The sequence below is a fragment of the Acinetobacter sp. Brlt_5 genome, assembly GCF_051949055.1.
Lineage (GTDB): Bacteria > Pseudomonadota > Gammaproteobacteria > Pseudomonadales > Moraxellaceae > Acinetobacter > Acinetobacter indicus.
Window position 1 is genome coordinate 1 of the sequence record NZ_JAYJLP010000028.1, and the last position, 26750, is coordinate 26750.

A 26750-nucleotide genomic window follows, 5' to 3' on the forward strand; every position below is an offset into this window, starting at 1 on the left:
TACCTTAACTGTGTTTTTTATGATCAATTTCAGGTTTTTCAGTTTATTTTTTATCCTTTTCTTTCATTTTTATTTTAGTTAGACTGCGGCCATAATTTTATTTTTAACTTTTTATAAAAATGCCTTCTCTCCCCTTACACAAAACACTGTGTTTTTTGCTGTGTTTATGTTTGCACCCTGCCCATGCCAATAGCCCAACCGCTGGTACACCCCAAATGGTGTATGCCATTTTAAGTTATGCCAAATGGGAGCAAAACACGCCGAATATTTGTATTGTGAATAATCCGGCGCTAGCACAACAATTTAAAAGCCAGCGTAGCGCACAGCATGTTTATAAAATCAGCCCACTACAATTAGACGATTTAAAACAGACCAGTTGTCAGGCCATTGTCTTTTCTAACCTAAGCCCGCGTGAAGAACAGAATATTCTGAACAATGCAGTGCGTTATCTCGCCTTAAGCATTAGCACTACCAATTCAGCCTGTGAACTGGGCAGTGTCTTTTGTCTTTACCAGAAGAAAAATCAGCAGTATTCATTTAGGGTGAATATGCAAAGTCTGACGCAGTCACAGGTACATATTGCCCCCGGGTATTATTACTGGGTAAAAACGGGGGCCTAAAGCATGAATAAGCCCAAAGCAGTATCGCTACGACGTATTTTCCGTTCGTACCAGCTGGTGATTTTTATTCTGACCTTTGGTTTATGCCTAGGTATTTTTTGTGTGGTGTCTAATTACACCCTGGAAGTTATGCCAAACAGAGTTTGAGTATTTTATCCGGTTCTCTGGCAGAGCGGATTCAGCCCGCTGTGGTCTTTCATGACACCTATACAATTCAGAAGATTCTGACTGAATATGCCGAGCAATATCCGATTCATTCGATTCAAGTCATCGCAACCAATGGTGAAGTCCTGTCGACCATTCATCATCATCAAAATGCGTTACCGTTTATTCAGTATTTACTGGACTGGCTGTATTTTCGTGAGCCAGTGACAGTCGAGATTCAGCATCAGCAGCAAAATTTTGGACAACTGGTGGTCTATGGCAATGCCTCCACCCATGTCAGTTTTTTCTATACCATTCTACTGGCGCTGACCATTAGCTTTATTTTACTGCTGGCCTTACTGTTCTGGTCGGCAAATGCGGTTTACCGACATTTGATAAAAGCGGTCAATCCGCTGGTACAGACCACCCAGACCATCAGCACCAATAAAAATTATCAGCTACGCCTGCCCTCGTCTGAAATTTCTGAGTTTCAGGAAATTAATCGCGTGGTAAATGAACTGCTGGACAAAATTGAAGCCTCAACCCGGGCCCTGCAACATGAAAATCATCAATTGTCGCATCAGGCCCGTCATGATGGATTGACCCAACTTCCTAATCGTGAATATTTCCATCAAATGCTGGCACAGAGTTTTGCCCAAGGTACGCAAGACAGCATTGCCCTGCTGTTTATTGATAACGACAACTTTAAAGAAATTAATGATCGCCACGGCCATGCCGCCGGTGATGCCGTGCTGCTGGAAATGGCCAAACGCTTGCGCCAAGCGTTAAACCAGCATGATTTTGTGTCCCGCCTCGGTGGTGATGAGTTCGCAATTATTGTAAAAAATATTGAAGATCATCATGATTTAATTAGAATAAGTGAAAATTTACTCCACTGCTGTCGCCAGCCTTTAATTTTTAATCATCATCCTATTTATTTCAGTTTTAGTATTGGCATCGCACTCGCGCAGTCAGCATCATCTCCTGAAATGCTGATCAATAATGCAGATATGGCCATGTATAAGGCCAAGCAGCTCGCACAACACTGGTACATTTTTGCAGAGCACGGGCGCATGGCCAAAGGTTAGTTTATTCATGTTAAAACATATTTTTAAAACTGCTTGTCTGCTGCTTGCACTGACTACCCTCAGTGCCTGCATGAGTCTGGGGCAGCTCAATTACAAACAGGCCCGCATGCTCAAGCAGGAAGGTTTTAGCCTGACCAGCGAGGGCTGGAGCTTAGGCCTACCAGAAAAACTGCTGTTCGGTTTTGATCAGGCCGAGATCCAGGCGCATAACCAGCAAGCCTTACAGCAACTCTCGAGCAAGTTACTGAAATATAAACTAGATAAAGTCAAAATTATTGGACATAGCGACAATGTCGGCGACCTGACCTATAACCTGAAGCTGTCCGGAGAACGCGCTGAAAATGTCGCACAGATTTTTATGCAACAAGGCTTTCGACCAAACCATTTACAGGTAATTCCTCGCGGTGCAGAACAACCACTGGTGCCCAATACCTCTCCTGAAAACCGGGCGATGAACCGGCGTGTAAATGTGGTGATTGTGCCTTAAGTATTTTGCCACTTTGTAGAACTAGCCTCTTGCAGAGGCTTTTTTTATGGGGAGATTTGATCCGCAGACTCAAATTTCAGGCATAAAAAAACCGCTTAACGCGGTATCTTTTATCTTTCAACTTTAGGGAAATTGGTCGGAGCAGTAGGATTCGAACCTACGACCCCCTGGTCCCAAACCAGGTGCACTACCAGGCTGTGCTATGCTCCGATATTCAACTTTAAAAGTTGGGGTGAATGACGGGATTCGAACCCGCGACAACTGGAATCACAATCCAGGGCTCTACCAACTGAGCTACATCCACCATCAATTAGTTCTACAATACCAAGCCACCAAAATGGCGCGCCTGACAGGATTCGAACCTGTGACCATCCGCTTAGAAGGCGGATGCTCTATCCAACTGAGCTACAAGCGCTTAACCGATGATACCAAAAACACATCGTTGCCTTGAGAAATTGGTCGGAGCAGTAGGATTCGAACCTACGACCCCCTGGTCCCAAACCAGGTGCACTACCAGGCTGTGCTATGCTCCGTTTCATCTCAGCTTTTCGTGTATCGCACATCGTGCGGTACGGTGTGCATTCTAGGCGCGACGCCCGTGGACGTCAACACCTATCTTTAAAAAAATATGAAAAATCTCTTCAACCGCTTATTTATCAAGCATTTTAGACATTTTTCAATCAATTTTTAGCGTTTTAGCTGCGCACTGAAGTTTAACATGCGATCGAGCGGTAATTTGGCGCGTTCTGCCAGCGTAGGATCAACAAAAATTTCCTGATCCCCCTGCTGTAAAACCTGCAAAATCCCATCTAGTTCGTTCATAGCCATCCACGGGCAATGCGCGCATGAGCGACAGGTCGCGCCTTCACCAGCGGTCGGCGCTTCTACCAGAATCTTGTTCGGTACCGCCTGCTGCATTTTGTAGAAAATCCCGCGGTCGGTCGCCACAATTAAACGCTCATGTGGCAAAGTCTGGGCAGCCTTGATCAATTGCGAGGTACTGCCGACTGCATCAGCAATATCCACCACCGATTCTGGTGATTCTGGATGCACCAGCACCGCTGCATCCGGATAAAGCGCTTTCATTTGTGCAATCCCGCGGGCACGGAATTCTTCATGCACGATACAGGCACCATCCCAGAGTAGCATGTCTGCGCCCGTTTTTTTCTGGATATAACGACCCAAATGCTGATCCGGTGCCCAGATAATTTTTTCACCCAGGCTATCGAGATGCTCGACAATTTCAACCGCACAGCTTGAGGTTACCACCCAGTCGGCACGGGCTTTCACAGCAGCCGAGGTGTTGGCATACACCACTACGGTATGATCAGGATGGGCATCGCAGAATTGGGTAAATTCATCTACCGGGCAGCCCAGGTCGAGTGAACAGGTGGCTTCCAGCGTCGGCATCAGCACTGTTTTCTCAGGTGACAGGATTTTGGCGGTTTCGCCCATAAATTTCACCCCGGCCACCACCAAGGTTGACGCTGCATGATCACGACCAAAACGTGCCATTTCCAGTGAATCCGATACACAACCACCCGTCAGCTCTGCCAGCTCTTGCACTTCAGGATCGCAATAATAGTGTGCCACCAGTACTGCATCACGTTTTTTAAGTTCGGCCTGAATTAAGGCAAATTTGGCCTGCTTGGCTTCTTCAGTTAAATGATTTTCTTTCGGTTCACCCAAACGGTCTAAATGCGCCTGCACAATCGACTTTGCTTCATTGGCAATTAAATTGGTCGCATCATTCATAACAGCGTCTTCTCTATCGAAATGCTTGTTTGCACAAGCAGTTACATCAGCAATTGGTCAGTGTCAGTGCTTGACCAATCATTAAAAATACAGCGTTGTAAAAAAGCCTCACAACGGAGGCTTTTTCAGAAATACATCAGGGACTTAAGAACGGTAGTCTGCATTAATCTTGACATAATCATAAGATAAATCGCAGGTATAGACGGTATCTTGAGCCTGGCCACGACCTAAATCTACACGAATGGTCATTTCCTGCTGCGCCATGACACGTGCGCCGGCTTCTTCGGTATAGTCCGCTGCGGCGCCGCCATCTTTACAGATTTGTACATCATCTAACCAAACCTGAATTTTTTCAACGTCTAAATTTGGCACGCCCGCATAACCAATGGCCGCCAGAATACGGCCCCAGTTTGGATCTGAGGCAAAAATAGCGGTTTTTACTAGCGGTGAATGAGCAATACTGTAAGCAATATCGCAACATTCCTGGGTATTTTGTCCACCTTCGACTGCAACGGTAATAAATTTGGTCGCGCCTTCACCATCACGCACAATCAGCTGCGCCAGACGTGTCATCACCCGGGTTAAAACCTCTAATACTACGGCATAACGCGGATCTTCGGTCGAGCTGATTTCTGTACCACCGGCTTGGCCAGTTGCAATGAAGATACAGGAGTCATTGGTTGAGGTATCGCCATCGACAGTGATGCGGTTAAACGAGACATTAACCGTACTACTCAACAGTTGCTGTACCAGTTCACGGCTGATTGGAGCATCAGTGGCCACATAACCAAGCATGGTCGCCATATTCGGGCGAATCATGCCGGCACCTTTAGAAATACCGGTCATGGTATAAGTGATGCCATCCAGTTCAAACTGCTCAGATGCACCTTTCGGTGTGGTATCTGTGGTCATAATACCGCGGGCAGCGTCGTCCCAGGCATCGGCACGCAAGCTGTCTAAGGCCGGTTGTAAACCCGCAGTTAAACGCTCAATTGGTAACTGCTCGCCAATCACACCAGTAGAAAACGGCAATACTTCGGCGGTCTGTACACCCGCCAGTTCAGCCAGCTTGGCACAGGTTGCTGCTGCATTTTGCATACCGGTTTTACCGGTTCCGGCATTGGCATTGCCGGTGTTAATCACTAAATAGCGTGGATTACCCGCCTGCAGATGTGCTTTACAGATATGCACAGGTGCTGCACAAAAGGCGTTTTGGGTAAACACACCGGCGACATTGGCGCCTTCGGCCAGTTCAAAAATAACAAGGTCACGTCGGTTCTTATAACGAACATAGGCTTCTGCTGTCCCAATTCTCACCCCTTTGACCACATGCATCTGTGGCATAGAAACGTCACCTACTGCCATTTTTAAACGTCCAACCAGTTAATAATTCAGTGTGCACAGCTTAGAACAAAATCAGGAAAAAATCGAGCAGAACCCATCATCCACAAAATTGTGGCCAGACTCAACTGCCGTGCAATAAAAAACCAGCCCGCAGGCTGGTTAGTGTTGTGTGCTTGATCCTTAGTTTTTGGCCAGTTGCACAGCTTCGTTTAATAAAGCCTGTTTGGCTTTTTGCTGGCTTTCTGCAGACAGGGCCGGGTTAGAAGCAACAATGCGGTCGGCATTGGCAGCATTGGCCGGAGCAATGGCTGCAGTCTGGAGCACAATCGGACGTTTATTCGGGTTGGCAAAGGTATAACGGATACCGGTACGTGGGCTTGCAACCGTCACCTGGTCATTATTGACCACTGCTTGGGTGGTGCTTACACCGACTGCGGCCTGAACTTTTTCCGGCGTGGTGGTTTGGGTATTGGCAAAAGCCAAAGCAGGCGTTGCTAAAGCAACAATCAGTAAAGGTTGTAATACTTTTTTCATTGTGTTTTCCACTTTTCGGTGTGCAATGTGCAACTAAATACCATTTAATTTCCTGCACTGCAATCTGTATTCACATCTTGCAAAACTATTCAAACACTTAGCGGAATAAAAAAAAGCAGAATCGAAATTCTGCTTTTTGCGAGATGTTTTGAATGGCTTAGATTTTGCCGTGGCACTGTTTGTATTTCAGACCTGAACCACATGGACATGGTGAATTACGGCTTGCCGGTGGCGTAAACACCGTTTCGGTTGGGGTTGTCTGCTGCGCATCAGCTTCGAAAGTTTCACCGGTCAGACTGTCCACATCGGCATGAGACAGATTCAGCTGCATCGCCTCGGCTTGTGCCTGTTTCTGTGCTTCAAGTTCAGCCAGTTCTTCAGCTGTTGGTACGTGTACGCGAGACAAGTCAGTCACGACATCAGACTTGATCACAGCGAGCATGTTCACAAACAGGTTAAAGGCTTCTTTCTTGTATTCCTGCTCCGGATTCTTTTGCGCATAACCACGTAAATGAATGCCTTGACGCAAGTAATCCATTGCCGCCAGATGGTCTTTCCAGTGACGATCCAGCGAGTTGAGCATAAAGTGACGCTCCAGCATGGCTGCAGATTCATCACCCATTTGCTGACGGCGGCTGTTATAACGAGCCACCAGCTCATCAGAAATACGTTCGACCAGACCTTCTTCATCCAGACGGCGATCTTCTTCTAACCATTGGTTAATTGGCAGATCTAAAGCCAGATCTTCACGTAACGCCTGCTCCAGACCGTCAATATCCCACTGATCATGAATCGACTCTGGTGGTACATAGTTGGCAATCACGCCCTGAATCACTTCACGGTGCATTTCTTCGATGTAATCTTGCAATGAGTTTGCGGCAAGAATTTCATCACGCTGTGAGTAAATAATCTTACGCTGTTCATTGTTGACGTCATCGTATTTCAACAGGTTCTTACGGATATCGAAGTTACGTGCTTCAACTTTGCGCTGGGCATTTTCAATCGAACGCGACACCATTTTGTGTTCAATGGCTTCATCTTCTTTCAGGCCCATGGCACGCATCATGGCCACCACACGATCACCGGCGAAAATACGCATCAGGTCATCTTCAAGTGACAGATAGAAACGCGACACACCCGGGTCACCCTGACGACCGGCACGACCACGCAGCTGGTTATCAATACGGCGTGATTCATGGCGTTCAGAACCAATAATATGCAAACCGCCTGAGGCCAGTACCGCTTCGTGGTTCTGGTCCCATTCTTCTTTCAGACGTTGTTCATCTTCAGGTGTCGGGTTTTCAATTTTGGCCAGCAGCGCTTTCCAGTTACCACCGAGCAGAATATCGGTACCACGACCCGCCATGTTGGTGGCAATGGTCACCGCACGTGGTGCACCGGCTTGGGCAATAATATCGGCTTCACGTTCGTGCTGTTTGGCGTTCAGAACTTCGTGATGAATACCGGCCTCTTTCAGTTTGTCCGAGAGGATTTCTGAGGCTTCAATGGTGGCAGTACCAATCAGGATCGGCGCGACACCGGATTCCTGCACGCGCAGGATTTCCTGAATAATCGCATTGTATTTGCCTTCACGATTTAAATAGATTAAATCGTTATGGTCCTGACGGATCATTGGACGGTGGGTTGGAATAATTACCACATCCAGACCATAAATTTCTTTCATTTCTGCCGCTTCAGTATCGGCAGTACCGGTCATACCGGACAGTTTTTTGTACAGACGGAAGTAGTTCTGGAAGGTGGTGGTGGCCAGAGTCTGGTTTTCAGGCTGGATTTCCAGACCTTCTTTGGCTTCAACTGCCTGATGCAGACCTTCAGACCAGCGACGACCCGGCATGGTACGGCCGGTGTTTTCATCGACAATAATCACTTCACCATCATGGATGATGTAATGCACATTGCGCTGATACAGGAAATGGGCACGAATGGCCGCAGACACGTGATGTACCAGATTCAGGTTGGAAGCAGAATACAGGCTTTCCCCTTCTGCCAGCAGCCCCATCTGAATCAGCTCATTTTCTACGGTTTCATAACCGACTTCGGTCATTTCAACCGAACGCTGTTTTTCATCAATCCAGAAGTGACCGCCATCTGGCACTTTCTCTTCTTTTTGCGGATGCAGTTTAGGCGGAATGGTATTAATCGCCGCATACAGCTGTGATGAGTCTTCGCTCTGACCCGAGATAATCAGCGGGGTACGTGCTTCATCAATCAGGATCGAGTCGACTTCATCGATAATGGCATAGGTCAGGCCACGCTGCTTTTTCTCTGCCAGCGAGAACACCATGTTGTCACGCAAATAGTCGAAACCAAATTCGTTGTTGGTCCCGTAAGTAATATCGGCACGATAGGCTTGCGCTTTTTCGGTCGGGTCCTGCATCGAATAAATAATGCCGATGCTTAAACCCAGAAATTCAAAGAGTGGACGGTTGAGCTCGGCATCACGCTGTGCCAGGTAGTCGTTCACGGTAATCACGTGTACGCCTTCACCACTTAAGGCATTCAGGTAACAGGCCAAAGTCCCCATTAAGGTTTTACCTTCACCGGTACGCATTTCTGCAATTTTACCTTCGTGCAGGGTAATACCACCAATCAGCTGTACATCATAATGGCGCATGCCCATGACCCGTTTCCCGGCTTCACGGCAGACTGCAAACGCTTCTGGCAATAACTTATCTAGACTTTCGCCCTTGTTATATCGTTGTTTGAATTCTTCGGTTTTTGCAGATAAGTCTGCATCGCTTAAGGCTGATATCGTCGGCTCGAGCGCATTAATCTTGTCTACGATTTTACGCATGCGTTTGAGTTCGCGCTCATTTTTGGTACCGAAGATTCCTCCGATCAGACTTGCCAACATGAATAGACTCTCTAAATCTTGCTTGTCAAAAGAATAATTTGTTCTCAGTCGTTATTATGGTGCTAGAAATTTGAAGTACAAGGGTTTTGCACACAACCCATCAAAAAATTCTGATGATTTCTATCCGTACAGCGAAGCTAAGGCAAAATAATGTAGCAAATTTTAATCAGATGATATAGTCAAAGCATGACAATATGACTGCATGTTTTTTCAGCATTTCATGCAACTACTTATTCCATATACTCATAAAGAATTACAAAAAAAGTATTTTCAATGCTAAAAGAATTGCGCCATAGTCAATTCCATCCCCCAATACAACAACGATATGAGGCAGTTAAAATGAGTTTACGATTAGGCGATACCGCACCCGACTTTACTCAGGAATCAAGCGAAGGCACCCTGAACTTTTATGAATTTCTGGGCGACAGCTGGGGCATCCTGTTTTCACATCCTGCCGACTACACCCCGGTCTGCACCACCGAACTGGGCTATACCGCAAAACTCAAACAGGAATTTGAAAAACGTGGCGTCAAGGCCATTGCCCTGTCGGTCGATGATGTCGAGTCACACAAAGGCTGGATTAATGACATTAACGAAACCCAGAACACCAGCGTGAATTTTCCGATTATTGCCGATCAGGACCGTAAAGTATCGACGCTATATGATTTTATCCATCCCAATGCCAGCGAAACCCTGACGGTACGCTCCCTGGTGATTATCGACCCGAATAAAAAAGTGCGTTTAATTATTACCTATCCGGCCTCTACCGGACGTAATTTCCATGAAATTTTACGCGTGGTCGATTCCCTGCAACTGACCGACAACTATAAAGTGGCCACCCCGGCCAACTGGCAAGAGGGTGAAGATGTGGTGATTGTGCCTTCACTGCAAGATGAAGCCGAATTAAAACAGCGCTTCCCGAAAGGCTATACCGCAGTAAAACCATACCTGCGTTTAACCCCGCAGCCGAATCGTGACTAAATAATCAATATCCGTTCATCTTCCTGTATGCCTGTCTTCGGACGGGCATTTTTCATGGTACAAGGTCAGCACCTCAGCCGTGCTACACTGGGATGGTCCAGCACAACCAATTTCAGCACAACCAATTAGAACACTATGCTCAAAAATCTGCTTGCCCTGGTCCTGACCTGTATTTGTTGCACGGGCTGCATGACCACACCGGCCTTATCTGAACAGCAACGCCCGAGTACCTGGGCTCAACCGCTGGATGCGCAGCACAATTTTTATCAGGTCAGCCCGATGCTGTTTCGTAGCGAACAGCCCGATCAGCAGCTGGCAACATTGTTACAACAGCATGAGATTGATGTACTGATTAATCTACGCCCCAAAGCGACAGAGGCTAAACCGCTGCAGCAGCATGGATTGCAATCGGTGCATCTACCGATTCACACCTGGGCCATTGATCGGGAAGATTTATTGCAGGTGATGCAGCAGATTCAAAGCGCCCAAGCCCAACAGCAAAAAGTGCTGATTCATTGTTATCATGGTGCAGACCGGACCGGGGCCAGTGTGGCCATGTACCGGATTATATTTGAACACTGGCCGGTGGAACAGGCGCTGGCAGAAATGAAATATGGCGGCTTTGGCTTCCATCCGATCTGGGTCAATATTGATGCCTTATTTCGTCCTGAAAATATAAAATGGATTCGACAGCAGCTGTCGAATCTATCAGATTAAAACTAAGGGCAAAATGCCGAAGGATACTTACAACTAGTTCCGCTTGTCTAATGGCACCCAGTCAATCACCCAGGCCGATTTCATGTTCAGGCTGGCATCTGCCGCAATTTTCTTGCGTGCTGCATCGGCACTTTCACGGTCTTTAGATGGCCCCACCATAATCCGGATCCCTTTAGAGGTTGGACTCTTGGTGACTTTATAGCCCTTGGCTTTTAAGCGCGCAGCCAGTGCATCGGCATTGGCTTCATTGGCAGCCAGTGCCACCTGCACCATCCACTGTTTGCCATCATCTTCGCCTTCCAGCAGTTTACGTGCTTTCTCGGCTTCAGCTTTCTTTTGGGCTTCTTCTTCGGCTTTACGTTTGGCTTCTGCCTGACGCTTTTCCTCAGCTTTACGCTTCTCTTCTGCGGCTTTCTGTTCAGCAGCCTTGCGTTCCTGCTCGGCCTTGCGTTTGGCTTCTGCCTGACGCTTCTCTTCGGCTAAACGTTTTTCTTCCGCAGCTTTTTGTTCTGCTGCTTTTTTCTCGGCAGCAGTACGTTCCTGGGCCGCTTTCTGCTCGGCAGCTTTTTTGGCTTCAGCTGCTTTTTGCTGTTCCAGCTTTTTCTGGGCAGCCAGTTTTTCTTCAGCCAGACGTTTTTGTTTGGCCTGCTCATCTTCAACCAGCTCTGGCGGAATATTGTCGGAACTTTGCTGCTGGCCATTACGTAGTGCATTTAAGGCCGCATATTCTTCTGCAGCCTTACGGGCGGCTTCAGCTTCTGCCTGCTGCTGCATGGCCAGGAATTCAGCTGCACGCGCTTCCTGTTCAGCCACGGCTTTTTCACGGGCACGGCGCTGCTCTTCCAGCAGACGTTTTTCAGTTTCTACATCTACCGTTAAAGGTTGTAGCTGAATCATTTCGGCTTCAGGCACAGTATTTTGCTGTAACTGTTCGACCCGTTCTGGCGTTTTGACATTATTTTGATGTATTTCTTCTTGGCCTTTCAGGAGTAATGCTGCCAATAACACACCACCACCCAATAAAACAACGCCGCCCATCCAGCGCTGTTTGTTATTCATTGACATTCTTCCAAATACTCCCATACCGCTTCTAAGGTATGAAATGATCCACATACCAAAATCAGCTGATTATTGTTCGTTTCATCCAGCGCTGATTTAAAAGCTAATTGAACACTATCAAAGTGCTGTACTGTTTCGCCCTCGAGAGCCGCATCCAGTTGTGTGATGTCTGCCGCACGAGGAACATTTAATTGTGCAATTTTCCACATTAAAACATGTTCTTTCAATAAGGCAACGACAGAATTCACATCTTTATCGGCCAGCATGGAAAACACACTGATCACTTCGGTGTACTGTTTATTGTAATTTAAATAATTTCGCAATTGCTTTAACAAAAACTCTACACCGTGCGGATTGTGCCCGGCGTCAAAGATTACGGTCTTGCCGGCAATCTGGCGAATTTCAAAACGGCCCGGGAGCTGGGCCTGTTGGATACCTTCGGCAATCGCCTGCTGCTGGATGTTCAGACCGCTAAGTAACACGGCGGCAACCGCGGTCGACATATTTTCCAGCGCCAGCGTGCCAAGCGGTAATTTCAAGGTGCTGCCACTGCTGGCAAATGACCAGGACTGACCATCTGCAGCGGTGCGATAAAAATAATCACGGTTAGCGACATACAGCGGGGCCTGACACTGTGCTGCCTTATCTTGAATGGCTTGCGGTAATTCCTGCACGCCGCCAAAGATCACCGGAATATTCGGACGGATAATGCCGGCTTTTTCAAAGGCAATTTTCTCAATGGTATCACCGAGCCAGTCGGTATGATCCAGCCCGATATTGGTAATCACAGCCACATCGGGATGTACCACATTGACCACATCCAGACGGCCGCCCAGGCCAACTTCCAGCACCCAGACATCACAGGCCTGCTGTTTAAAAATGACAAAAGCCGCCAGCGTGGTGGCTTCAAAAAACGATAAACTTAAATTGCAGTCGCGACGCGCCTGATCGACCTGTACAAAGGCCTCAATCAGTTGCTGGTCATCGACCTCGACCCCGCCCAGTTTGACCCGTTCATTAAAACGGTAAATATGCGGCGACTGATACAGCCCCACCTGATAACCCTGAGCATTTAAAATCGCGGCCAAAGTGGTGGTGGTGGAACCTTTGCCATTGGTGCCCGCGACGGTAAACACTTTTGCGTCCGGGTGAGTGACGCCCAGCTTTTCAGCCACAGGAATCACCCGTTCCAGACCTAAATCAATCCCTGTAACGTGAACATGGCTCCAATAATTGAGCCATGTTTCTAAAGAGTCGGTTGCAAGTGGTGCTGTATTCAAGACAAATTCATCAGTTTCGTGACAATGCGATATACAGTATCACGTAATGCATGACGATGAACAATCTGATCGACCACACCATGATCAAGCAGGTATTCCGCGCGCTGGAACGGTTCATCCAGTTTTTCACGTACGGTTTGCTCAATTACACGTTTACCGGCAAAGCCAATCATGGCTTTTGGTTCTGCAAGATGAACATCACCCAACATCGCCAACGATGCTGTTACGCCACCATATACCGGATGGGTTAAGACCACGATATACGGCAAGCCCGCTTCTTTTAAACGCTGAATCGCTGCTGAAGTACGCGCCATCTGCATTAAAGACAGCATGCCTTCCTGCATACGCGCACCGCCCGATGCGGCAAAGCAGATTAACGGCTGACGTTGCTGAATGGCACGTTCCGCTGCAAGCACAAAACGGTCACCGACCACCGTGCCCATAGAGCCGCCCATAAAGTCAAATTCAAAGGCACAGGTGGTTACCGGCACGCCTTTTAATAAACCTTGCATGACCAGTAAAGCTTCAGTTTCACCGGTTTTCTTTTGTGCTTCGGCCATACGGTCCGGATACGGCTTGCTGTCCACAAATTTCAGTGGATCTTTGGCAGAAAATTCCTGACCCAGTTCGGCATCGACCTGATCGAGGAACCAGGTTAAACGGTCACGCGCTTTCATGCGTAAATGCTCGTCACATTGCGGGCAGACATAGGCATTGAAAGACATGGCTGTACGAGTCACCAGTGCATGACATTCCGGACATTCGATGGTTGGTTCAGTGAATGTCGCCTTTAAGGCTTGCTGCTCATCCGGTACATGAATTCCCGGTACGCCGCGTTCTGTCCACGGCGTAGTTGGGCTTAAGATTTTCCCTGGCTTGACTTCTTGACTCATACTAACTCATCGAGCGCGGCTCGAAGCTCCTTGACTTTATTAACCGTTTCAACCACGGCTTGTTCTGGTTCGAGGTTGGCAAACTGTTTTACGAAAGCACTGCCGACGATGACTGCATCTGCCACGGCACCCATGACTTTGGCAGATGCCGCATCACTGATACCGAAACCGACACCAACCGGTACATCGGTGACTGCCTTGATTTTCTCAATCCGCTGCGCCGCTTCAGAGACATCTAAAGTGGCTGCACCGGTCACGCCTTTGAGCGACACGTAGTAAATAAAGCCGCTGGCCTGTTTCACTACATGCTGGATACGCTCATCGGTAGAGGTTGGTGCCAGCAGGAAAATCTGGTCCATATCATACTGCTGTAAGATCTGGTCTAAATCGGCAGCTTCTTCTGGCGGCAGATCCACCAGCAAGACACCATCTACCCCACATTCATGCGCATAGGCGACAAACTTCTGGTAGCCAATGACCTCAACCGGGTTTAAATAACCCATGAGCACCACTGGTGTTTCCGTGTCTTTTTGGCGGAATTCCTTGACCATATTCAGTGCATCGAGGGTATTGGTTCCCCCTGCCAATGCACGTTCTGCAGCCAAGGCAATGACTGGACCATCGGCCATCGGGTCAGAGAATGGCAGTCCAAGCTCAATCACATCTACACCCGCCTCAACCATTTGATGTAACAGTGGTACCGTTACCTGTGGCTGTGGGTCACCTGCCATGACATAAGATACGAGGGCCTTACGTTGTTGAGATTTCAACTGTGCAAATCGGGTGGCTAAACGTGACATAGGGCTGTGCTTTCCTTGAATAATTCAAAACTGATAAGTTGCTATTGTCGAAATACAGGACATCGCATTGTAACGCTATTTTTTGCTCATTGAACAGAGCACAGCTGGTCGATGCCCGATTTCATCAGCAAAGCGCGAATTCCAGAACAACCCGAAAGCTACATTTACCGATATTTCGGTTTTTTTCTCAATGATCAAAGATGCCTAATTTCGCTATTCCCAGCAATCTCAAGCAGTTAGAAAAACCCAATGACTGAGCAAAAAAGATGATAAAAATAGGACAGTTAGCATTTACATTTAAAGTTTTCAGAAATAGCAAAAGCTGCTTTATACTAGCGCCGTTTTCAGACTTTTTCTTATTTCTATGATTTCCGACTCCCAGGCAAAAGTGCACGCTCGCGGGCTTGCGCTGTTGCCACTTATTGTATTTTTAGCCATTTTTTTAGGCAGTGGCATTTACCATTCCCTGATTGGGACCGAGTTTGCCTTCTATCAGGTCAAGGCGCCGGTGGCAGCCATTCCAGCCATTATCCTGGCATTATTGCTCTATCGTGGCCAGCTGAACCGGGCCATTGAAGAATTTTTGCAGGGCGCCAGCCATCCGAACCTGATTCTGATGTTTATGGTGTTTATGCTGGCCGGTGCCTTTGCCAGCACCAGTGGCGCCATTGGCAGTGTCAATGCCACGGTACAGCTGGGCCTGTCGATTATTCAGCCGGAATTTGTACTGCCGATGCTGTTTCTGATTTCAGCCTTTGTCGCCACCGCCATGGGCACTTCAATGGGCACCATTGCAGCCTGTGCGCCCATTGCCTTTGGTTTTTCCGAAGCCACGCAAATTGCCACGGTCTATACCATTGGTGCGGTGGTTGGCGGTGCCATGTTTGGCGATAACCTGTCGATGATTTCTGACACCACCATTGCCGCCACCAGCAGCCAGAAAGTACAGCTGCGTGACAAGTTCAAGGTCAATGTCTGGATTGCCGTACCGGCCGCGCTGATCACAGTGCTGATTTATATGCTGATCAACCAGAATACCCAGGCCATTGCCTATCAGGAGTATAACGCCTGGCTCATCTTGCCTTATGTGGCGGTGTTTGTGCTGGCCTTTTCCCGCCTGCATGTGCTGGCAGTGTTAACCATCGGGATTTTACTCTCGGCACTGATGGGACTGTTGATGCTGCCCGAGTTTGATCTGCTCAAGCTGAATGGCGCTATTTATGATGGCTTTGTCGGCATGTTTGAAGTGGCGTTGCTGTCGATGTTCCTGGGTGGCTTATCGGCCATTATGCAAAAAGAAGGTGGCCTGGAATGGCTGATTCAACGCATCTACAAGCTGACTCGCCTGTTTAAGGTTGGCGCGCAACGTGCTGGTGAGTTGGGGATTAGCTTTCTGGTGGTGTTTTCCAACCTGTTTGTGGCCAACAATACCGTGGCGATTATCCTGTCTGGAGATATGGCGCGGGAAGTGGCGCAGGAATATGGCGTCGATCCGAAACGCGCTGCCGCCCTGCTGGATATTTTCTCCTGCGTGGTACAGGGCCTGATTCCTTATGGCGCCCAGTTATTGCTGGCCTGCTCGATTGCCAAAATGTCACCGGTAGAGCTGATTGGCAGTGTCTATTATTGCTGGGTGCTGGCGATTTTTGCGATTGCCGCTATTGCCTTGCGTTTCCCTAAACTGCGCACGGCTTAAGACTGTACTTTTTAATTTTCCAAGCGGCTATTCAGCCGCTTTTTATTGGTGGTCTGTTGCTGACGCAGTACCCGGCGCCGCTCGGTTAAGGTCTGGCCGCAATGCGCTTTATAGGCACGCGCCAAAGCCGACTGATCGGAATAACCGAGCTGGCTGGCAATCTCGGTCAGACTCAGCTTTTGCGGTAATAGCAACTCACAGCGTTTGATCCTTTCCATGTCCAACAGCTGTTTAAATGAGGTCCCCAGTTCACTCAGTTGACGCTGCAAAGTGCGACTGGACATACACAGCTCGACAGCCAGCTCATCCAGCTTGGGTGCTTGTTGCTGCAGCCTTAAATAATCGGCAATCAAATGACGCAGTTTCTGGTCCAGCCCTTCCAGCAAGGGTTTGGCCGCCATCGCTTCTTCAGCCTGCTTTTTTAAAATCCCGATTAAAGTTGGATCAGGCTGCTGCGGTTGCAGCTGCAGGCTGTCGATGCTCAGCACCAGCTGATAATCTGGCTGATCAAACAACACTTCGCAGCCATAAAACTTTTGATATTGATACAGCGCCGTTTGCGGAGCATGGGCAAAATGAACCCGGCGCAAGGGAAAGTGTTCGGCCGCAAACATCTGCCGGGCCAGCTGCAGCATACAGGCAAAGGTGATTTCGTGAATCAGCGTGCTCTGATCCTGCGGATTCGGCCAGGAGACAATCAGCAGATCATCCTGCTGCTGAATCTGCATGGGAACCGCTTCGTTAGCATCAATCACCAGCCGGCTAAACTGGGCAATATACTGCAAGGCCTCGGCCACGCTATTACTGCGCGAGGCCATATAGCCGAGCACACCAAAATGTTCCGGACGGATAAAACGCGCCAGTTCAAACACCAGATAGGCTGTGTTCAGCTGCTGCCGGGTCTGTTCCAGCAGCGCAATAAAAGCCTGACAGGAAGATTGGCCATCAATCGGCAAACTCAGTACATGCTGCACATATTGCTGCAAGCTGTCTGACAGCTCGAGCTGTTGCGGCTGCACACCTTGTGCCTGCAGGTAGGACTGCCACAAGTGTACATAGCCGTTTGGAATCTGAATATCACTCGGGTAAGTTGTCATCCTGACATTTCTTATTTTCACTATGGCGTAAAATGTATAAAAACTGGCAAGACTTGTCAAAACAAAGCCGCTAAAGCCCGACATACTGCAGATATGAACGACTAGATGAAGTAAAACAAGATGAATGCCATAGTCCAATATCAGGCGCAACCAGTGGTGCGCAGCAATCTCGACTTTAAGCTGGAACAGATTCCACGCTTCTGGTTTGGTGGAGATCCTTTTCTGACCCGCATGTTTGATGCCTTAAGCCTGACCTTTCCCGATGGGGAACGCTATTTTATTCAGTCGGTACGCTTATACCGCGAGCAGATTCAGCAGCCAGAACTGCAGCAACGCGTGGCCGACTTTATCCGCCAGGAAGCCCAGCATGGCATCGCGCATGACAAAATGAACCAGCTAATGAAAAATCAGGGTATGCCGGTGGATCAGTTTATCCGCCAGCTCAACCGGATTTTTAAATTTGAACTGGAAAAACGCTCCCCGGAATATAATATTGCCACCACGGCAGCAGCCGAGCATCTGACCGCCCTCATGGCTGAAACCTTTTATGCCCATCGCTCGACGTTAGCTGAGGCACATCCGTATGTGCGTGCCTTGTTTGCCTGGCATGCGATTGAAGAAATGGAACACCGCGATGTGGCCTTTGATGTAATGCGCGATGTGGCCCAAGTTTCTGAAGCGATGCGGCATTTTGCCCTGGTCTGGACCACGTTCCTGATGTTTGGTTTTACCATTTATCGGGCCAATATCATGTTAAAACAGGATGGCTTTAGTCTGTGGCAACGCCTGCAACTGAATGCCAAAGGTTTGCCGTGGTTCTTTGGTAAAAAAGGCACCTTAACCCGGATGGGCCGGCTATATAAAGACTGGTTTAAAAAAGATTTTCATCCCAACCAGCATCCGATTATTGCCCAGTATGAGGTCTGGATTAACACCCTGGAACAAACCAACGATCCGATTCAGGCCGGTGAAGCCTTCTGGCAGGCGGCTAAAGATTAAAGAAGTTATGGTGGATTAAAAAAGCTGAATGTCAGGTTCAGCTTTTTTATTCGATGGATGAGCCGTAGCTTTTTGATGATCAGGATCAGCGACTAACAATTACCATTTGGCATAATGCTGTTCCAGCAAGGCATATTCATTCAGGAACACAATTTCCTGATCATCCTGCACAATGGTACCGCTGACTTTGGCCTGCCACTGGCTAAACTGGCTGCCCACCAGGCGCAGATTCAGATTTTCATAACGGCGCCAGCCGGTGGTCACGGTTAAATTCAGGCTTTGGTCCAGCGAGACAATATTCCACTGGTTATCTGACTGCTGCTCAAATAACACATCTGCCAGCGGATACAGGCGGCCATTGACCCACAGGCAGTTTTCATTGCCAAAGCTTTCATTCACGCCAGAAGCCAGATTAATGCCGACCCGCTTGTTCTGGGCATCCCAGAAATTACAAGACAGCCAGAACCAGGCCGTTTCCGGTCGTAAAAAACCACAAGTATCATCCAGAGAAACAAAAGTTTTGTCATGAAACTGGATGGTTTGTCCCTGCTTGTTGATAAAAAAACCTTCACAGCCGAGCGTGGTCAGCTTTTGGGTATAGGTCCAGCCATTAATCCCATTCGGACTGCACATGCTTAATGGATCAGTGCCGGCACAGAAAATTCGCGCACTCAGACGCAGTTCGCCGTATTTAGTCACCCGGATATAACGCACCCCATTGGCATGCTGAATATCCAGCTGATAACCGGCTTTATGAAAATGACTATGGTTAAACAGCGGCTGCTCGTCCAGCACCGTATGCCGGGCCAGAAAACTGATCGCATCCCATTCCAGCACTTCACCGGTCAAATGATTGTAGATATAAACAAAACCATGCCCGGCCCAAGCAATATCAACAATGGCCAGGCCAATGGTATAGTGCTCATGCTGAATACAACAAAATTTAAATTTCTTATATTTTAATCGTTTACGCCAACCAGACAGCACATCACCATAGGGGCTTTTATATTGATAATGATGGTATTGGATACTGGTCGGTAATTGCTTAAAACGTCCGTAACGTGGCTGTCCATTCTGTTGTATTAAATCCATGTACGACATTCCATGTGGTTTGAGACACTGTAGCTACCGCCTTATTATGCCTATAAAATCTGGCCAGAAAAATAAAAATAAGATTATTTTATCTAAACAATAACAAAAACATAGATTGCTTTCTTTCACAATATCCAAGCCAAACCAATTGCTTAAGTCTGCTACAGTCAGGATTCTGAAATAGGCAAATAGGTATTTTCCCAGCGGTTTCCAGCAAACTCCCCGGCCACCAGTTGTACATAACGGCCATGCACCTGATCAATGGCGATGCAGTCATCGACATCCAGCACCCGGTCAGTATGCTGCTTTTGCCAGTGTGCAGCAAAATATGCCTTGCCACGCTGTTTGGCCACCATGGCATTTTGTGCAACCACCAGAACATAGCGATGCAATTCGCCAAATTCACGCGCATCGTAGCCGCCCAAATTAATCAGCCAGAGTCTTTCATGCGCCTGATTCGGGGCCGCATTACTAAATTGCAGCTGATATTGTTGGCCTTCAAATTCCACCCCATTGATTTGCGCCCAGGCATCAATATGTAAGCCTTGCTGCTCACCAAACCAGGCCTGTCTTAGCTGAGGGAAAGTCTCTTCCAGCGTATCAGCCACAGCAAGGACCACATCATGCACTTCGGTATTGGCACGGGCATGACGACCGCCTAACATGACGATAAACAGACTTGGCATGGGAAACTCCAGAAGATGGTTTTAACCAGGTAGAAGATAAATTAGCAATATGATACGCGTTGGCGATCGGGATGTCGCCTGTTGAGCAGCATGACAGGGACGTCAGATCTGCTCAACAAAAGTCTTTGCTTACTTTGGGCTTTTCCAAAGTAAGGGAAAATCTGGATGAATTATAATTGCCTGAATTTGTGTCAAAAATCGGATCTGAATAATCATCCTCCCCTCGTCCCTCCTTTAAAAAAGTGGGGAACTTTCATTACAACAATAAAAAAATCGCACCCAATTGCTTGAATGCGATTTAAATCCTCCCAACCCTCTTTTACTAAGGAGGGCTATTCCCTCTTTCTTAAAGAGGGTTAGGGAGATTTTTTACATATCTACCATTTCCACGCCATCAATACGCGCTACCGTCATCAAGTCTTTATCACCACGGCCTGAAACCGTTGCAATAATAATTTGATCTTTCGACATGGTTGGCGCCAGCTTGGTTACATACGCCATCGCATGTGAACTTTCTAATGCCGGAATGATGCCTTCAATCTTGGTCAGGTCACGGAAACCTTGCAAAGCTTCCTGGTCATTAATTGGCACATAATCCACACGATGCATATCTTTCAGGAAGCTGTGCTCAGGACCCACACCCGGATAATCCAGACCAGCAGAAATCGAATGGGTTTCAATAATCTGGCCTTGTTCATCTGACATCAGGTAAGTACGGTTGCCGTGAAGGACACCGACATGACCGGCATTCAATGGCGCAGAGTGTTTACCCGTTTCAATACCTAAGCCCGCCGCTTCAACCCCGTACATTTTCACCTCCTGATCATTCAGGAATGGATAGAACAGGCCCATAGCATTAGAACCACCTCCCACACAGGCCACAAGTGCATCCGGCAGACGGCCGGCTTGTTCCTGAATCTGACGGCGTGCTTCACGGCCAATAATGGACTGGAAATCACGCACCAGTTGCGGATAGGGATGTGGACCCGCCACAGTTCCGATCACATAATAGGTTGAATCGACATTGGTGACCCAGTCACGCATCGCTTCATTCATGGCATCTTTTAAAGTTTTAGAGCCACTTTCTACCGCGACGACTTTGGCACCCAGCAAACGCATACGATACACGTTCATGGCCTGGCGCTTCACATCTTCCGCACCCATGAACACTACACATTCAAGACCTAAACGCGCCGCGATGGTTGCTGTCGCCACACCATGCTGACCGGCACCAGTTTCGGCAATAATACGTTTTTTACCTGAAAGTTTGGCCAATAACGCCTGACCAATGGTGTTGTTCACTTTATGCGAGCCGGTATGGTTCAGGTCTTCGCGTTTTAAGTAAATCTGTGCACCACCCAACTCTTTCGACCATCGCTCAGCATAATACAGTGGACTTGGACGACCGACGTAATAAGCGAGATCACGGTCGAATTCTGCCAGAAACTGTTCATCATTCTTCATGCGGAAATAGAGCTTTTCCAAGTCTTCTAAAGCCGCCATCAGGGTTTCTGACACAAAACGTCCGCCATGGATACCGAAGTGCCCTTTTGCATCAGGGAACTGGGTATAGTCAATTGCCTGTTTTTCTGTATTAACAGTTTGCTGATCCACGATGGACTCCTTGCATAAAGCGTTCTATGAGTTGTTGGTCTTTAATACCTTTTGCGGATTCTACGCCTCCGCTCACATCTACAGCAAACGCGGCTGTGGTGTGAATGGCGTCTTCAATATTGTCAGGGTTTAATCCACCGGCCAAAATCAGTGGAATATCCAGTTGGGGAAAGCTGCTCCAGTCAAAGCTGTGCCCGGTTCCGCCCTTTAATTCAGGATGCCAGGCATCTAAAAGTACAGCGCTGGCACCGGCCTGCTGATATTTTTGAATTTCAGCCACCACATCTAGGCCCGGTTTAACCTGAATCGCCTTGTACCAGCGACGTCCAACCTGCTGCGCAATCGACTGGCACTGTTCCGGGCTTTCATCGCCATGAAATTGCAGGATGTCCAGCGCGACTGTATTAAGAATGGCCTGAATCTCACGGGCTGAGCTATTTACAAATAAACCCACCACCTGCACATAAGGCGCAATGGCCTGTACCAGAACGCTGGCCTGTTCTGCGCTCACACTGCGCGGACTTAGAGGATAAAATACAAAACCAATTGCATCTGCACCACTGTTGACGACGGCATGTACATCTTCAACCCGGGTGATGCCGCAAATTTTGGCACGGGTTCGCATAACTTGTTTGGCTCTCGTAATGCCCGCTTTATAGCCTATCTATAAATATGGGGCCGGCTCATTGTAATGCAAATTTTTTCACTTGAGTAAAGTTCAGCCTGATAATTCTTGCACAAGTTGTTTAAAATGCATACGGCACTTATACTGCGCCCGTTTCACAGCAAGTTTAAGCCTTGGCTTTAGGGAAATTGGTGAAAATCCAACACTGCCCCCGCAACGGTAACAATGAAACATATATCAGTTTAAATCATGCGATTTACACCACTGTATTCAGATATGGGAAGGTGGATATATAGGTCCAGGTCATCATCAAGATGCTTGGCACCACATTGAAGTCCGGATACCTGCTTGTTGTGCCCTTTAACTCAATCATTCACGTGGGGTGAATGTATGGAGCACTATCATGTCTATTCAATTTCAACCTACTGCCTTGGTAGGTGCAATCGCTCTTGCGATGGGGTTTTCAACTTCTGTCTTTGCTACGGAGTCTCAAGAGCAACCTGCCGTCAATGCGGCCCTGGATACCTTGGTGGTTACAGCTACTCGTTCTGAAGAGAAGATTGGCAATGTGCCTGCGCGGATTTCGGTCATTGATCAGAAGACGATTGAATCAAACCCTATTCTTAATGTCTCTGAACTCATTCAACGCGATCCTTCTGTTTACATCAAGCAAAGTGGTGGCTTTGGACAAATTTCAGAAATTAGACTCCGCGGTACCAATGCAGCCCATACTTTAGTGCTTAAAGATGGTGCTCGCTTAAATAGCCAAAATCATTATGGCCCGTTATACCCGACTTTTTTAGATACCACAGATGTTCAGCAAGTTGAAATTTTAAAAGGTCCTGCCTCTGTACAATATGGCACCGATGCAATTGGTGGCGTCGTCCAGCTGCTTTCCAAGAAACCTGAAAAATCCGGCGCCGAAATTACGGGGATCTATGGCGAGAATCAAACATATAAGGCAATTACCAAGGCCAATTTAGTTACTGATAACGGATTTTATGCTCAGGTTAGTGGACAACGATTAGAAACGGATGGCACAAGAATCCTCGACAACCAGAATAAAAATCAAAAAGCCAGTTTTGATCAAAAAGGATATGGTGCAAAAGTTGGCTATGAGAATGATGGTTTAAAAGCAAGTATCTCTATTAGCCAAAATGAAGGTGTTAACCAGTTCTATAACTGGATGACAGGCCAAAATGATGCGTTACGTTTCTTCGAAAACCGTTTAATTAACTCAAATATTGCCTACGATATTGCTGACAATTTGACGCTTGCCGCACGTTTCTCAAACTTTATTGATCATCAATATGTTCAGGATAGTGAACCAGGTCCATTTGATACAGAAAATAAAGAGGGAGATGTCAATCTTCGCTGGGCATTTACACCACAGCAGAGTATTTTGTTAGGTAGTACTTATCTGAAGTCTGATTTTCAAAGTAATTCTATAAAAGATAAGAAACAGGACATTGACTCTCTTGGTTATTATTTACAACACCAGTATTCATCTGAAAAGCTAAATACCCAAGTCGGGATCCGTGCAGAAGACAATGAACTTTTCGGCACTCATACAGTAGGTCAAGGTGCGATTCGCTATCAGATTCTACCAGCGACAAGTATCTATGCGAATGTTGGCTCGGCCTTTAAAGCTCCATCTTTGACAGAACTCTACTATTTTTCTGAAGGCTTCTATCCAACGTATGGCAATCCTGACTTAAAACCGGAAAAGAGCATATCTTATGAAATTGGTGTCGACCAAATCATCACTGATCAACTAACTGCTTATTTATCTGCCTACCAGACCCATATAAAAAATCTCATTGTGAGTGACTATCTTGGTCAAAATAAATCAAGTTTTGCGAATGTAGAAAAATCTGAGGTTAATGGCGGTGAAATTGGCTTGAAGTGGAGGAATCAGGATTTATTCTTGAGCACAGAATATGCGTATGCGGATTCAAAAAATAAAAAAACCAATAACAACCTCGCATACCGACCAAAGCAAACCTTTACCTTATCAACCGGTTTAGAGAATGCCGCTTATGGCATTAGTGCCTCTTTAATTGCTCGATCAGATATTTATACTGACACAGCAAACAAGGTTAAGGCTCCTGGCTATGCGACAGTTGATCTCAATATGTATTGGAATCTGAACCCCAATATGAAGCTATTTAGTAATATCCAGAATATCGGAGACGTTAATTACAAAATTGCAGATAACTTTGGTGATGGCTGGTATATCAACGAGGGCCGCCTCGCCTCTGTCGGCGTAACGGTTAAATACTAAACGCCCCAAAGGACATATAAATTTTGAGGATCATGTCGTGACTGTGGCATGATCCTTTTTATATTCACATGATTAAAAATTCAAGGAACAGCTATGGGCCACCGTTTAAGTAAAATCTATACCCGTACTGGCGACTCAGGCACCACCGGTCTGGGTGATGGTTCACGTGTTGCCAAAGATGATTTACGCATTACCGCACTCGGCGATGTTGATGAACTGAATGCCACCATTGGCGTACTGCGCGCACAGATTACCGCCAGCACCATTCAGGACAAAGCCAGCTGGGATAAATCTTTAAGCCTGATTCAGCACTGGCTGTTTGATTTAGGCGGTGAAGTCTGTATTCCGGGCTTTACCCTGGTACAACCGGTATCAATCGAGTTTCTGGAAAACGATATTGACCGGATGAATGAAACCCTGCCAATGCTCAAGGACTTTATTCTGCCTGCCGGCACTTTGGCGTGTAGCTATGCCCATCAGGCCCGTGCTGTCTGCCGCCGTGCCGAACGTAGCGTGATGTCGGTGCATAGCCGTGACCAGAATATTCAGGCTACGTCTTTGCAGCTCCTAAACCGTTTATCTGACTGGTTATTTGTGGCTTCACGCACCCTGCAACGCAGTGAAGGCGGCGCTGAAGTTCTGTGGCAAAAAAACATTAACGAAACGATTGAATAAAGCCGTCATTTTCATAGAAAAAATTGATGAAAATATGCGCTGATCTGACTTGTATAAATATAAGATCAGCGCACAATAGCGCTGTCACATCCTGGTCATCTTAAAGGCTCACAATGAAACTTCCTCTCCAAACGCTGAGCCTGTTATGCGTATAATTGGACATCGTGGTGCCCGCGGCGAAGCCCCGGAAAATACCCTGGGCGGTTTTCAGTATATTCAGGATTTAGGCGTACGCGCTGTCGAGTTTGACGTACGGCAGCTCAAAGACCAGCAACTGGTCATTATGCATGATGATCATTTGATCCGAACCACCGGTCAGGACCGTCCGCTGTATGAATGCAGCACGCAAGATTTACATCATTATAATCAGGCCTATGGCTGGAAAAACTGGTCGAATTTTGAAATCACCCCGTATTTAAACCAGACCCTGGCCCTAATCCAGAACTTTGAACATATTGAAGTTGAAATTAAAGCGGTGGAAACCCAGGCACAGGCTGAACAGCTGACCCTGGCCTTACATCAGCAGCTCAAAGGCTTTGAACATTCCGCTGTGATTACCAGTTTTGACCCGAAAATTCATCAGGCATTACAGGCGCAGCAATCGACCTTTAAGCGCGGTTTACTAATTGAAGAAGATATCCAGGAACAGGCCATTGAACAGGCATTGCACTTTGGCTGCTGCCAGATTGGCTGGATGAACGAACTGGCGACCCCACGCATGATTCAGGCCACCCAGCAAGCACAACTGGGGGTCAGTGTCTGGACGGTGAATGAAGTAGAACGTGCCAAACAGCTGAAAGATTTAGGCATTAACGGTTTAATTACCGATTTCCCAAAACTGATGATGCAACATATTTAAAACAATAGATGCTCAATCAGCCTGCATGTTACAGGCTGATTTTATATTGATTGAGCTTCTATTTAGCGTTGATTGGCCTGAATCAGCATTAGCCCGCGCTCATCCAGCAAATATAAGGTTTTATCCTGTAACTGGAAGCGTTTGACCCGTTGCAAGGCATCCATCAAGTCGGCTTCCTGCGCCAGCGCATGATCACAACTATTATGCGTGGCACGGCTGTTCAGGCTTAAACGGCCCTGACTGAACTGCAGCTGATAGCGGCCGAAAAGAGAATTACAGCCGGTATTGCCCTGCAGATTCTGAAAACGGGAATTGAGCATTAAATACGGGCTGGCATGAAAATAACGTGCCTTTTTCCCCTGAATGGTTTGAATTTCCCAGCGAATATCCTGCAGACCATCGCTACTGCGTTTAACCGCTGCCGGTGCTTTTACCGCACGTGGCTGTGACTGGACTTTGGAGGCTGTAGAAGACGGCGGTGTGCTTTGACAGGCCGTAATGAAAACCACCGCGATCAAATACGGCAAAATTAAACTAATTTTACGG

Annotated in this window: 25 protein-coding genes, 4 tRNA genes and 1 riboswitch; of the genes, 11 read left to right on the forward strand and 18 right to left on the reverse strand. The window is 47.3% G+C overall.

Annotated features, from left to right (window positions below; translation table 11 throughout):
• Positions 1-170 precede the first annotated feature (170 nt).
• Genes VF685_RS13485 through VF685_RS13500 form a run of 4 tightly spaced genes read left to right on the forward strand, consistent with a single transcriptional unit; the run spans position 171 to position 2339 of the window.
• A complete protein-coding gene (locus VF685_RS13485; RefSeq protein ID WP_228721952.1) occupies positions 171-620 on the forward strand; it encodes a YfiR family protein in 450 nt (149 codons plus the stop codon).
• Positions 621-623: 3 nt separating this feature from the next.
• The gene (locus VF685_RS13490; protein WP_160242843.1) at positions 624-767 is read left to right on the forward strand and encodes a hypothetical protein; all 144 of its coding nucleotides are present in this window, start codon (positions 624-626) and stop codon (positions 765-767) included.
• Positions 764-1852, forward strand: coding sequence for a sensor domain-containing diguanylate cyclase (locus tag VF685_RS13495; protein ID WP_127801378.1), 1089 nt, complete (start codon positions 764-766; stop codon positions 1850-1852). The genes VF685_RS13490 and VF685_RS13495 overlap by 4 nt, the downstream gene beginning before the upstream one ends.
• Positions 1853-1859: 7 nt before the next feature.
• Complete coding sequence (locus tag VF685_RS13500; protein ID WP_127801379.1) at positions 1860-2339, forward strand: OmpA family protein; 480 nt, start codon at positions 1860-1862, stop codon at positions 2337-2339.
• Positions 2340-2472: 133 nt separating this feature from the next.
• On the opposite strand, the gene VF685_RS13505 is transcribed toward VF685_RS13500, so the two are convergent.
• The 8 genes from VF685_RS13505 to secA form a co-directional block, all read right to left on the reverse strand.
• Positions 2473-2549 (reverse strand) — tRNA-Pro (locus VF685_RS13505).
• A gap of 18 nt (positions 2550-2567) precedes the next feature.
• Positions 2568-2643 (reverse strand) — tRNA-His (locus VF685_RS13510).
• 34 nt (positions 2644-2677) lie between these two features.
• A tRNA-Arg gene (locus tag VF685_RS13515) sits at positions 2678-2754 on the reverse strand.
• Between the two features lie 41 nt (positions 2755-2795).
• Positions 2796-2872, reverse strand: a tRNA-Pro gene (locus tag VF685_RS13520).
• Positions 2873-3026: 154 nt separating this feature from the next.
• Complete coding sequence (gene nadA, locus VF685_RS13525) at positions 3027-4094, reverse strand: quinolinate synthase NadA (protein ID WP_016658665.1); 1068 nt, start codon at positions 4092-4094, stop codon at positions 3027-3029.
• A 144-nt stretch (positions 4095-4238) separates the two neighbouring features.
• The gene (gene argJ, locus VF685_RS13530) at positions 4239-5459 is read right to left on the reverse strand and encodes a bifunctional glutamate N-acetyltransferase/amino-acid acetyltransferase ArgJ (RefSeq protein WP_016658664.1); all 1221 of its coding nucleotides are present in this window, start codon (positions 5457-5459) and stop codon (positions 4239-4241) included.
• A 159-nt stretch (positions 5460-5618) separates the two neighbouring features.
• Positions 5619-5972 (reverse strand): hypothetical protein, encoded by a 354-nt coding sequence (locus VF685_RS13535; RefSeq protein ID WP_016658663.1) that lies wholly within the window; start codon positions 5970-5972, stop codon positions 5619-5621.
• 157 nt (positions 5973-6129) lie between these two features.
• Positions 6130-8847, reverse strand: a complete 2718-nt coding sequence (gene secA / locus VF685_RS13540; protein ID WP_005179958.1) for a preprotein translocase subunit SecA — start codon at positions 8845-8847, stop codon at positions 6130-6132.
• A 339-nt stretch (positions 8848-9186) separates the two neighbouring features.
• Here secA and VF685_RS13545 point away from each other — a divergent pair, with 339 nt between their 5' ends.
• Together VF685_RS13545 and VF685_RS13550 are read left to right on the forward strand one after the other, a co-directional pair.
• The gene (locus VF685_RS13545) at positions 9187-9828 is read left to right on the forward strand and encodes a peroxiredoxin (protein ID WP_005179960.1); all 642 of its coding nucleotides are present in this window, start codon (positions 9187-9189) and stop codon (positions 9826-9828) included.
• A 135-nt stretch (positions 9829-9963) separates the two neighbouring features.
• Positions 9964-10545: a dual specificity protein phosphatase family protein gene (locus tag VF685_RS13550; protein WP_127801380.1), complete on the forward strand. Its 582-nt coding sequence runs from the start codon at positions 9964-9966 to the stop codon at positions 10543-10545.
• A gap of 33 nt (positions 10546-10578) precedes the next feature.
• Here VF685_RS13550 and VF685_RS13555 read toward each other — a convergent pair whose 3' ends face one another.
• The 4 genes from VF685_RS13555 to trpA are packed head-to-tail and all read right to left on the reverse strand — an operon-like array spanning position 10579 to position 14577.
• Complete coding sequence (locus VF685_RS13555; RefSeq protein WP_127801381.1) at positions 10579-11604, reverse strand: SPOR domain-containing protein; 1026 nt, start codon at positions 11602-11604, stop codon at positions 10579-10581.
• Positions 11601-12884: a bifunctional tetrahydrofolate synthase/dihydrofolate synthase gene (gene folC, locus VF685_RS13560; RefSeq protein ID WP_127801382.1), complete on the reverse strand. Its 1284-nt coding sequence runs from the start codon at positions 12882-12884 to the stop codon at positions 11601-11603. Before folC ends, VF685_RS13555 begins: the two co-directional genes overlap by 4 nt.
• Positions 12881-13777, reverse strand: coding sequence for an acetyl-CoA carboxylase, carboxyltransferase subunit beta (gene accD, locus VF685_RS13565; protein ID WP_005179967.1), 897 nt, complete (start codon positions 13775-13777; stop codon positions 12881-12883). Before accD ends, folC begins: the two co-directional genes overlap by 4 nt.
• Complete coding sequence (gene trpA / locus VF685_RS13570; RefSeq protein WP_005179970.1) at positions 13774-14577, reverse strand: tryptophan synthase subunit alpha; 804 nt, start codon at positions 14575-14577, stop codon at positions 13774-13776. The genes accD and trpA overlap by 4 nt, the downstream gene beginning before the upstream one ends.
• A 364-nt stretch (positions 14578-14941) precedes the next feature.
• On the opposite strand from trpA, the gene VF685_RS13575 reads away from it, so the two are divergent.
• Positions 14942-16273 carry a Na+/H+ antiporter NhaC family protein gene (locus tag VF685_RS13575; RefSeq protein WP_163145459.1) on the forward strand — a complete coding sequence of 444 codons (1332 nt, stop codon included), beginning with the start codon at positions 14942-14944 and terminating at the stop codon, positions 16271-16273.
• Between the two features lie 11 nt (positions 16274-16284).
• On the opposite strand, the gene VF685_RS13580 is transcribed toward VF685_RS13575, so the two are convergent.
• Positions 16285-17370 carry a helix-turn-helix domain-containing protein gene (locus VF685_RS13580; protein ID WP_016658656.1) on the reverse strand — a complete coding sequence of 362 codons (1086 nt, stop codon included), beginning with the start codon at positions 17368-17370 and terminating at the stop codon, positions 16285-16287.
• Positions 17371-17490: 120 nt separating this feature from the next.
• On the opposite strand from VF685_RS13580, the gene VF685_RS13585 reads away from it, so the two are divergent.
• Positions 17491-18369, forward strand: coding sequence for a metal-dependent hydrolase (locus VF685_RS13585; protein ID WP_104490156.1), 879 nt, complete (start codon positions 17491-17493; stop codon positions 18367-18369).
• A 99-nt stretch (positions 18370-18468) separates the two neighbouring features.
• Here the strand turns inward: VF685_RS13585 and VF685_RS13590 are convergent, their stop codons facing one another.
• From VF685_RS13590 to VF685_RS13605, 4 genes are all read right to left on the reverse strand, one after another.
• The gene (locus tag VF685_RS13590) at positions 18469-19461 is read right to left on the reverse strand and encodes a DUF2804 domain-containing protein (RefSeq protein ID WP_005179978.1); all 993 of its coding nucleotides are present in this window, start codon (positions 19459-19461) and stop codon (positions 18469-18471) included.
• Between the two features lie 167 nt (positions 19462-19628).
• Positions 19629-20147 carry a DUF1543 domain-containing protein gene (locus VF685_RS13595; protein WP_127801385.1) on the reverse strand — a complete coding sequence of 173 codons (519 nt, stop codon included), beginning with the start codon at positions 20145-20147 and terminating at the stop codon, positions 19629-19631.
• Positions 20148-20516: 369 nt separating this feature from the next.
• Positions 20517-21761: a tryptophan synthase subunit beta gene (trpB, locus tag VF685_RS13600; protein WP_005179981.1), complete on the reverse strand. Its 1245-nt coding sequence runs from the start codon at positions 21759-21761 to the stop codon at positions 20517-20519.
• Positions 21742-22386: a phosphoribosylanthranilate isomerase gene (locus VF685_RS13605; RefSeq protein ID WP_407061118.1), complete on the reverse strand. Its 645-nt coding sequence runs from the start codon at positions 22384-22386 to the stop codon at positions 21742-21744. The genes trpB and VF685_RS13605 overlap by 20 nt, the downstream gene beginning before the upstream one ends.
• Positions 22387-22531: 145 nt before the next feature.
• Positions 22532-22752, forward strand: a riboswitch (cobalamin riboswitch).
• Positions 22753-22789: 37 nt separating this feature from the next.
• Here VF685_RS13605 and VF685_RS13610 point away from each other — a divergent pair.
• The 3 genes from VF685_RS13610 to VF685_RS13620 all read left to right on the forward strand — a co-directional run bounded on the left by VF685_RS13610 (position 22790) and on the right by VF685_RS13620 (position 26204).
• Complete coding sequence (locus VF685_RS13610) at positions 22790-24670, forward strand: TonB-dependent receptor plug domain-containing protein (RefSeq protein ID WP_163170372.1); 1881 nt, start codon at positions 22790-22792, stop codon at positions 24668-24670.
• 93 nt (positions 24671-24763) lie between these two features.
• Positions 24764-25345, forward strand: coding sequence for a cob(I)yrinic acid a,c-diamide adenosyltransferase (locus tag VF685_RS13615; RefSeq protein WP_104484676.1), 582 nt, complete (start codon positions 24764-24766; stop codon positions 25343-25345).
• Between the two features lie 145 nt (positions 25346-25490).
• Entirely contained in the window at positions 25491-26204 is a 714-nt protein-coding gene (locus VF685_RS13620; RefSeq protein ID WP_127801388.1) for a glycerophosphodiester phosphodiesterase, read from the forward strand.
• A gap of 62 nt (positions 26205-26266) precedes the next feature.
• On the opposite strand, the gene VF685_RS13625 is transcribed toward VF685_RS13620, so the two are convergent.
• Positions 26267-26750 (reverse strand): META domain-containing protein (locus VF685_RS13625; protein WP_440203670.1); only part of this gene is annotated, 484 nt, incomplete at its 5' end.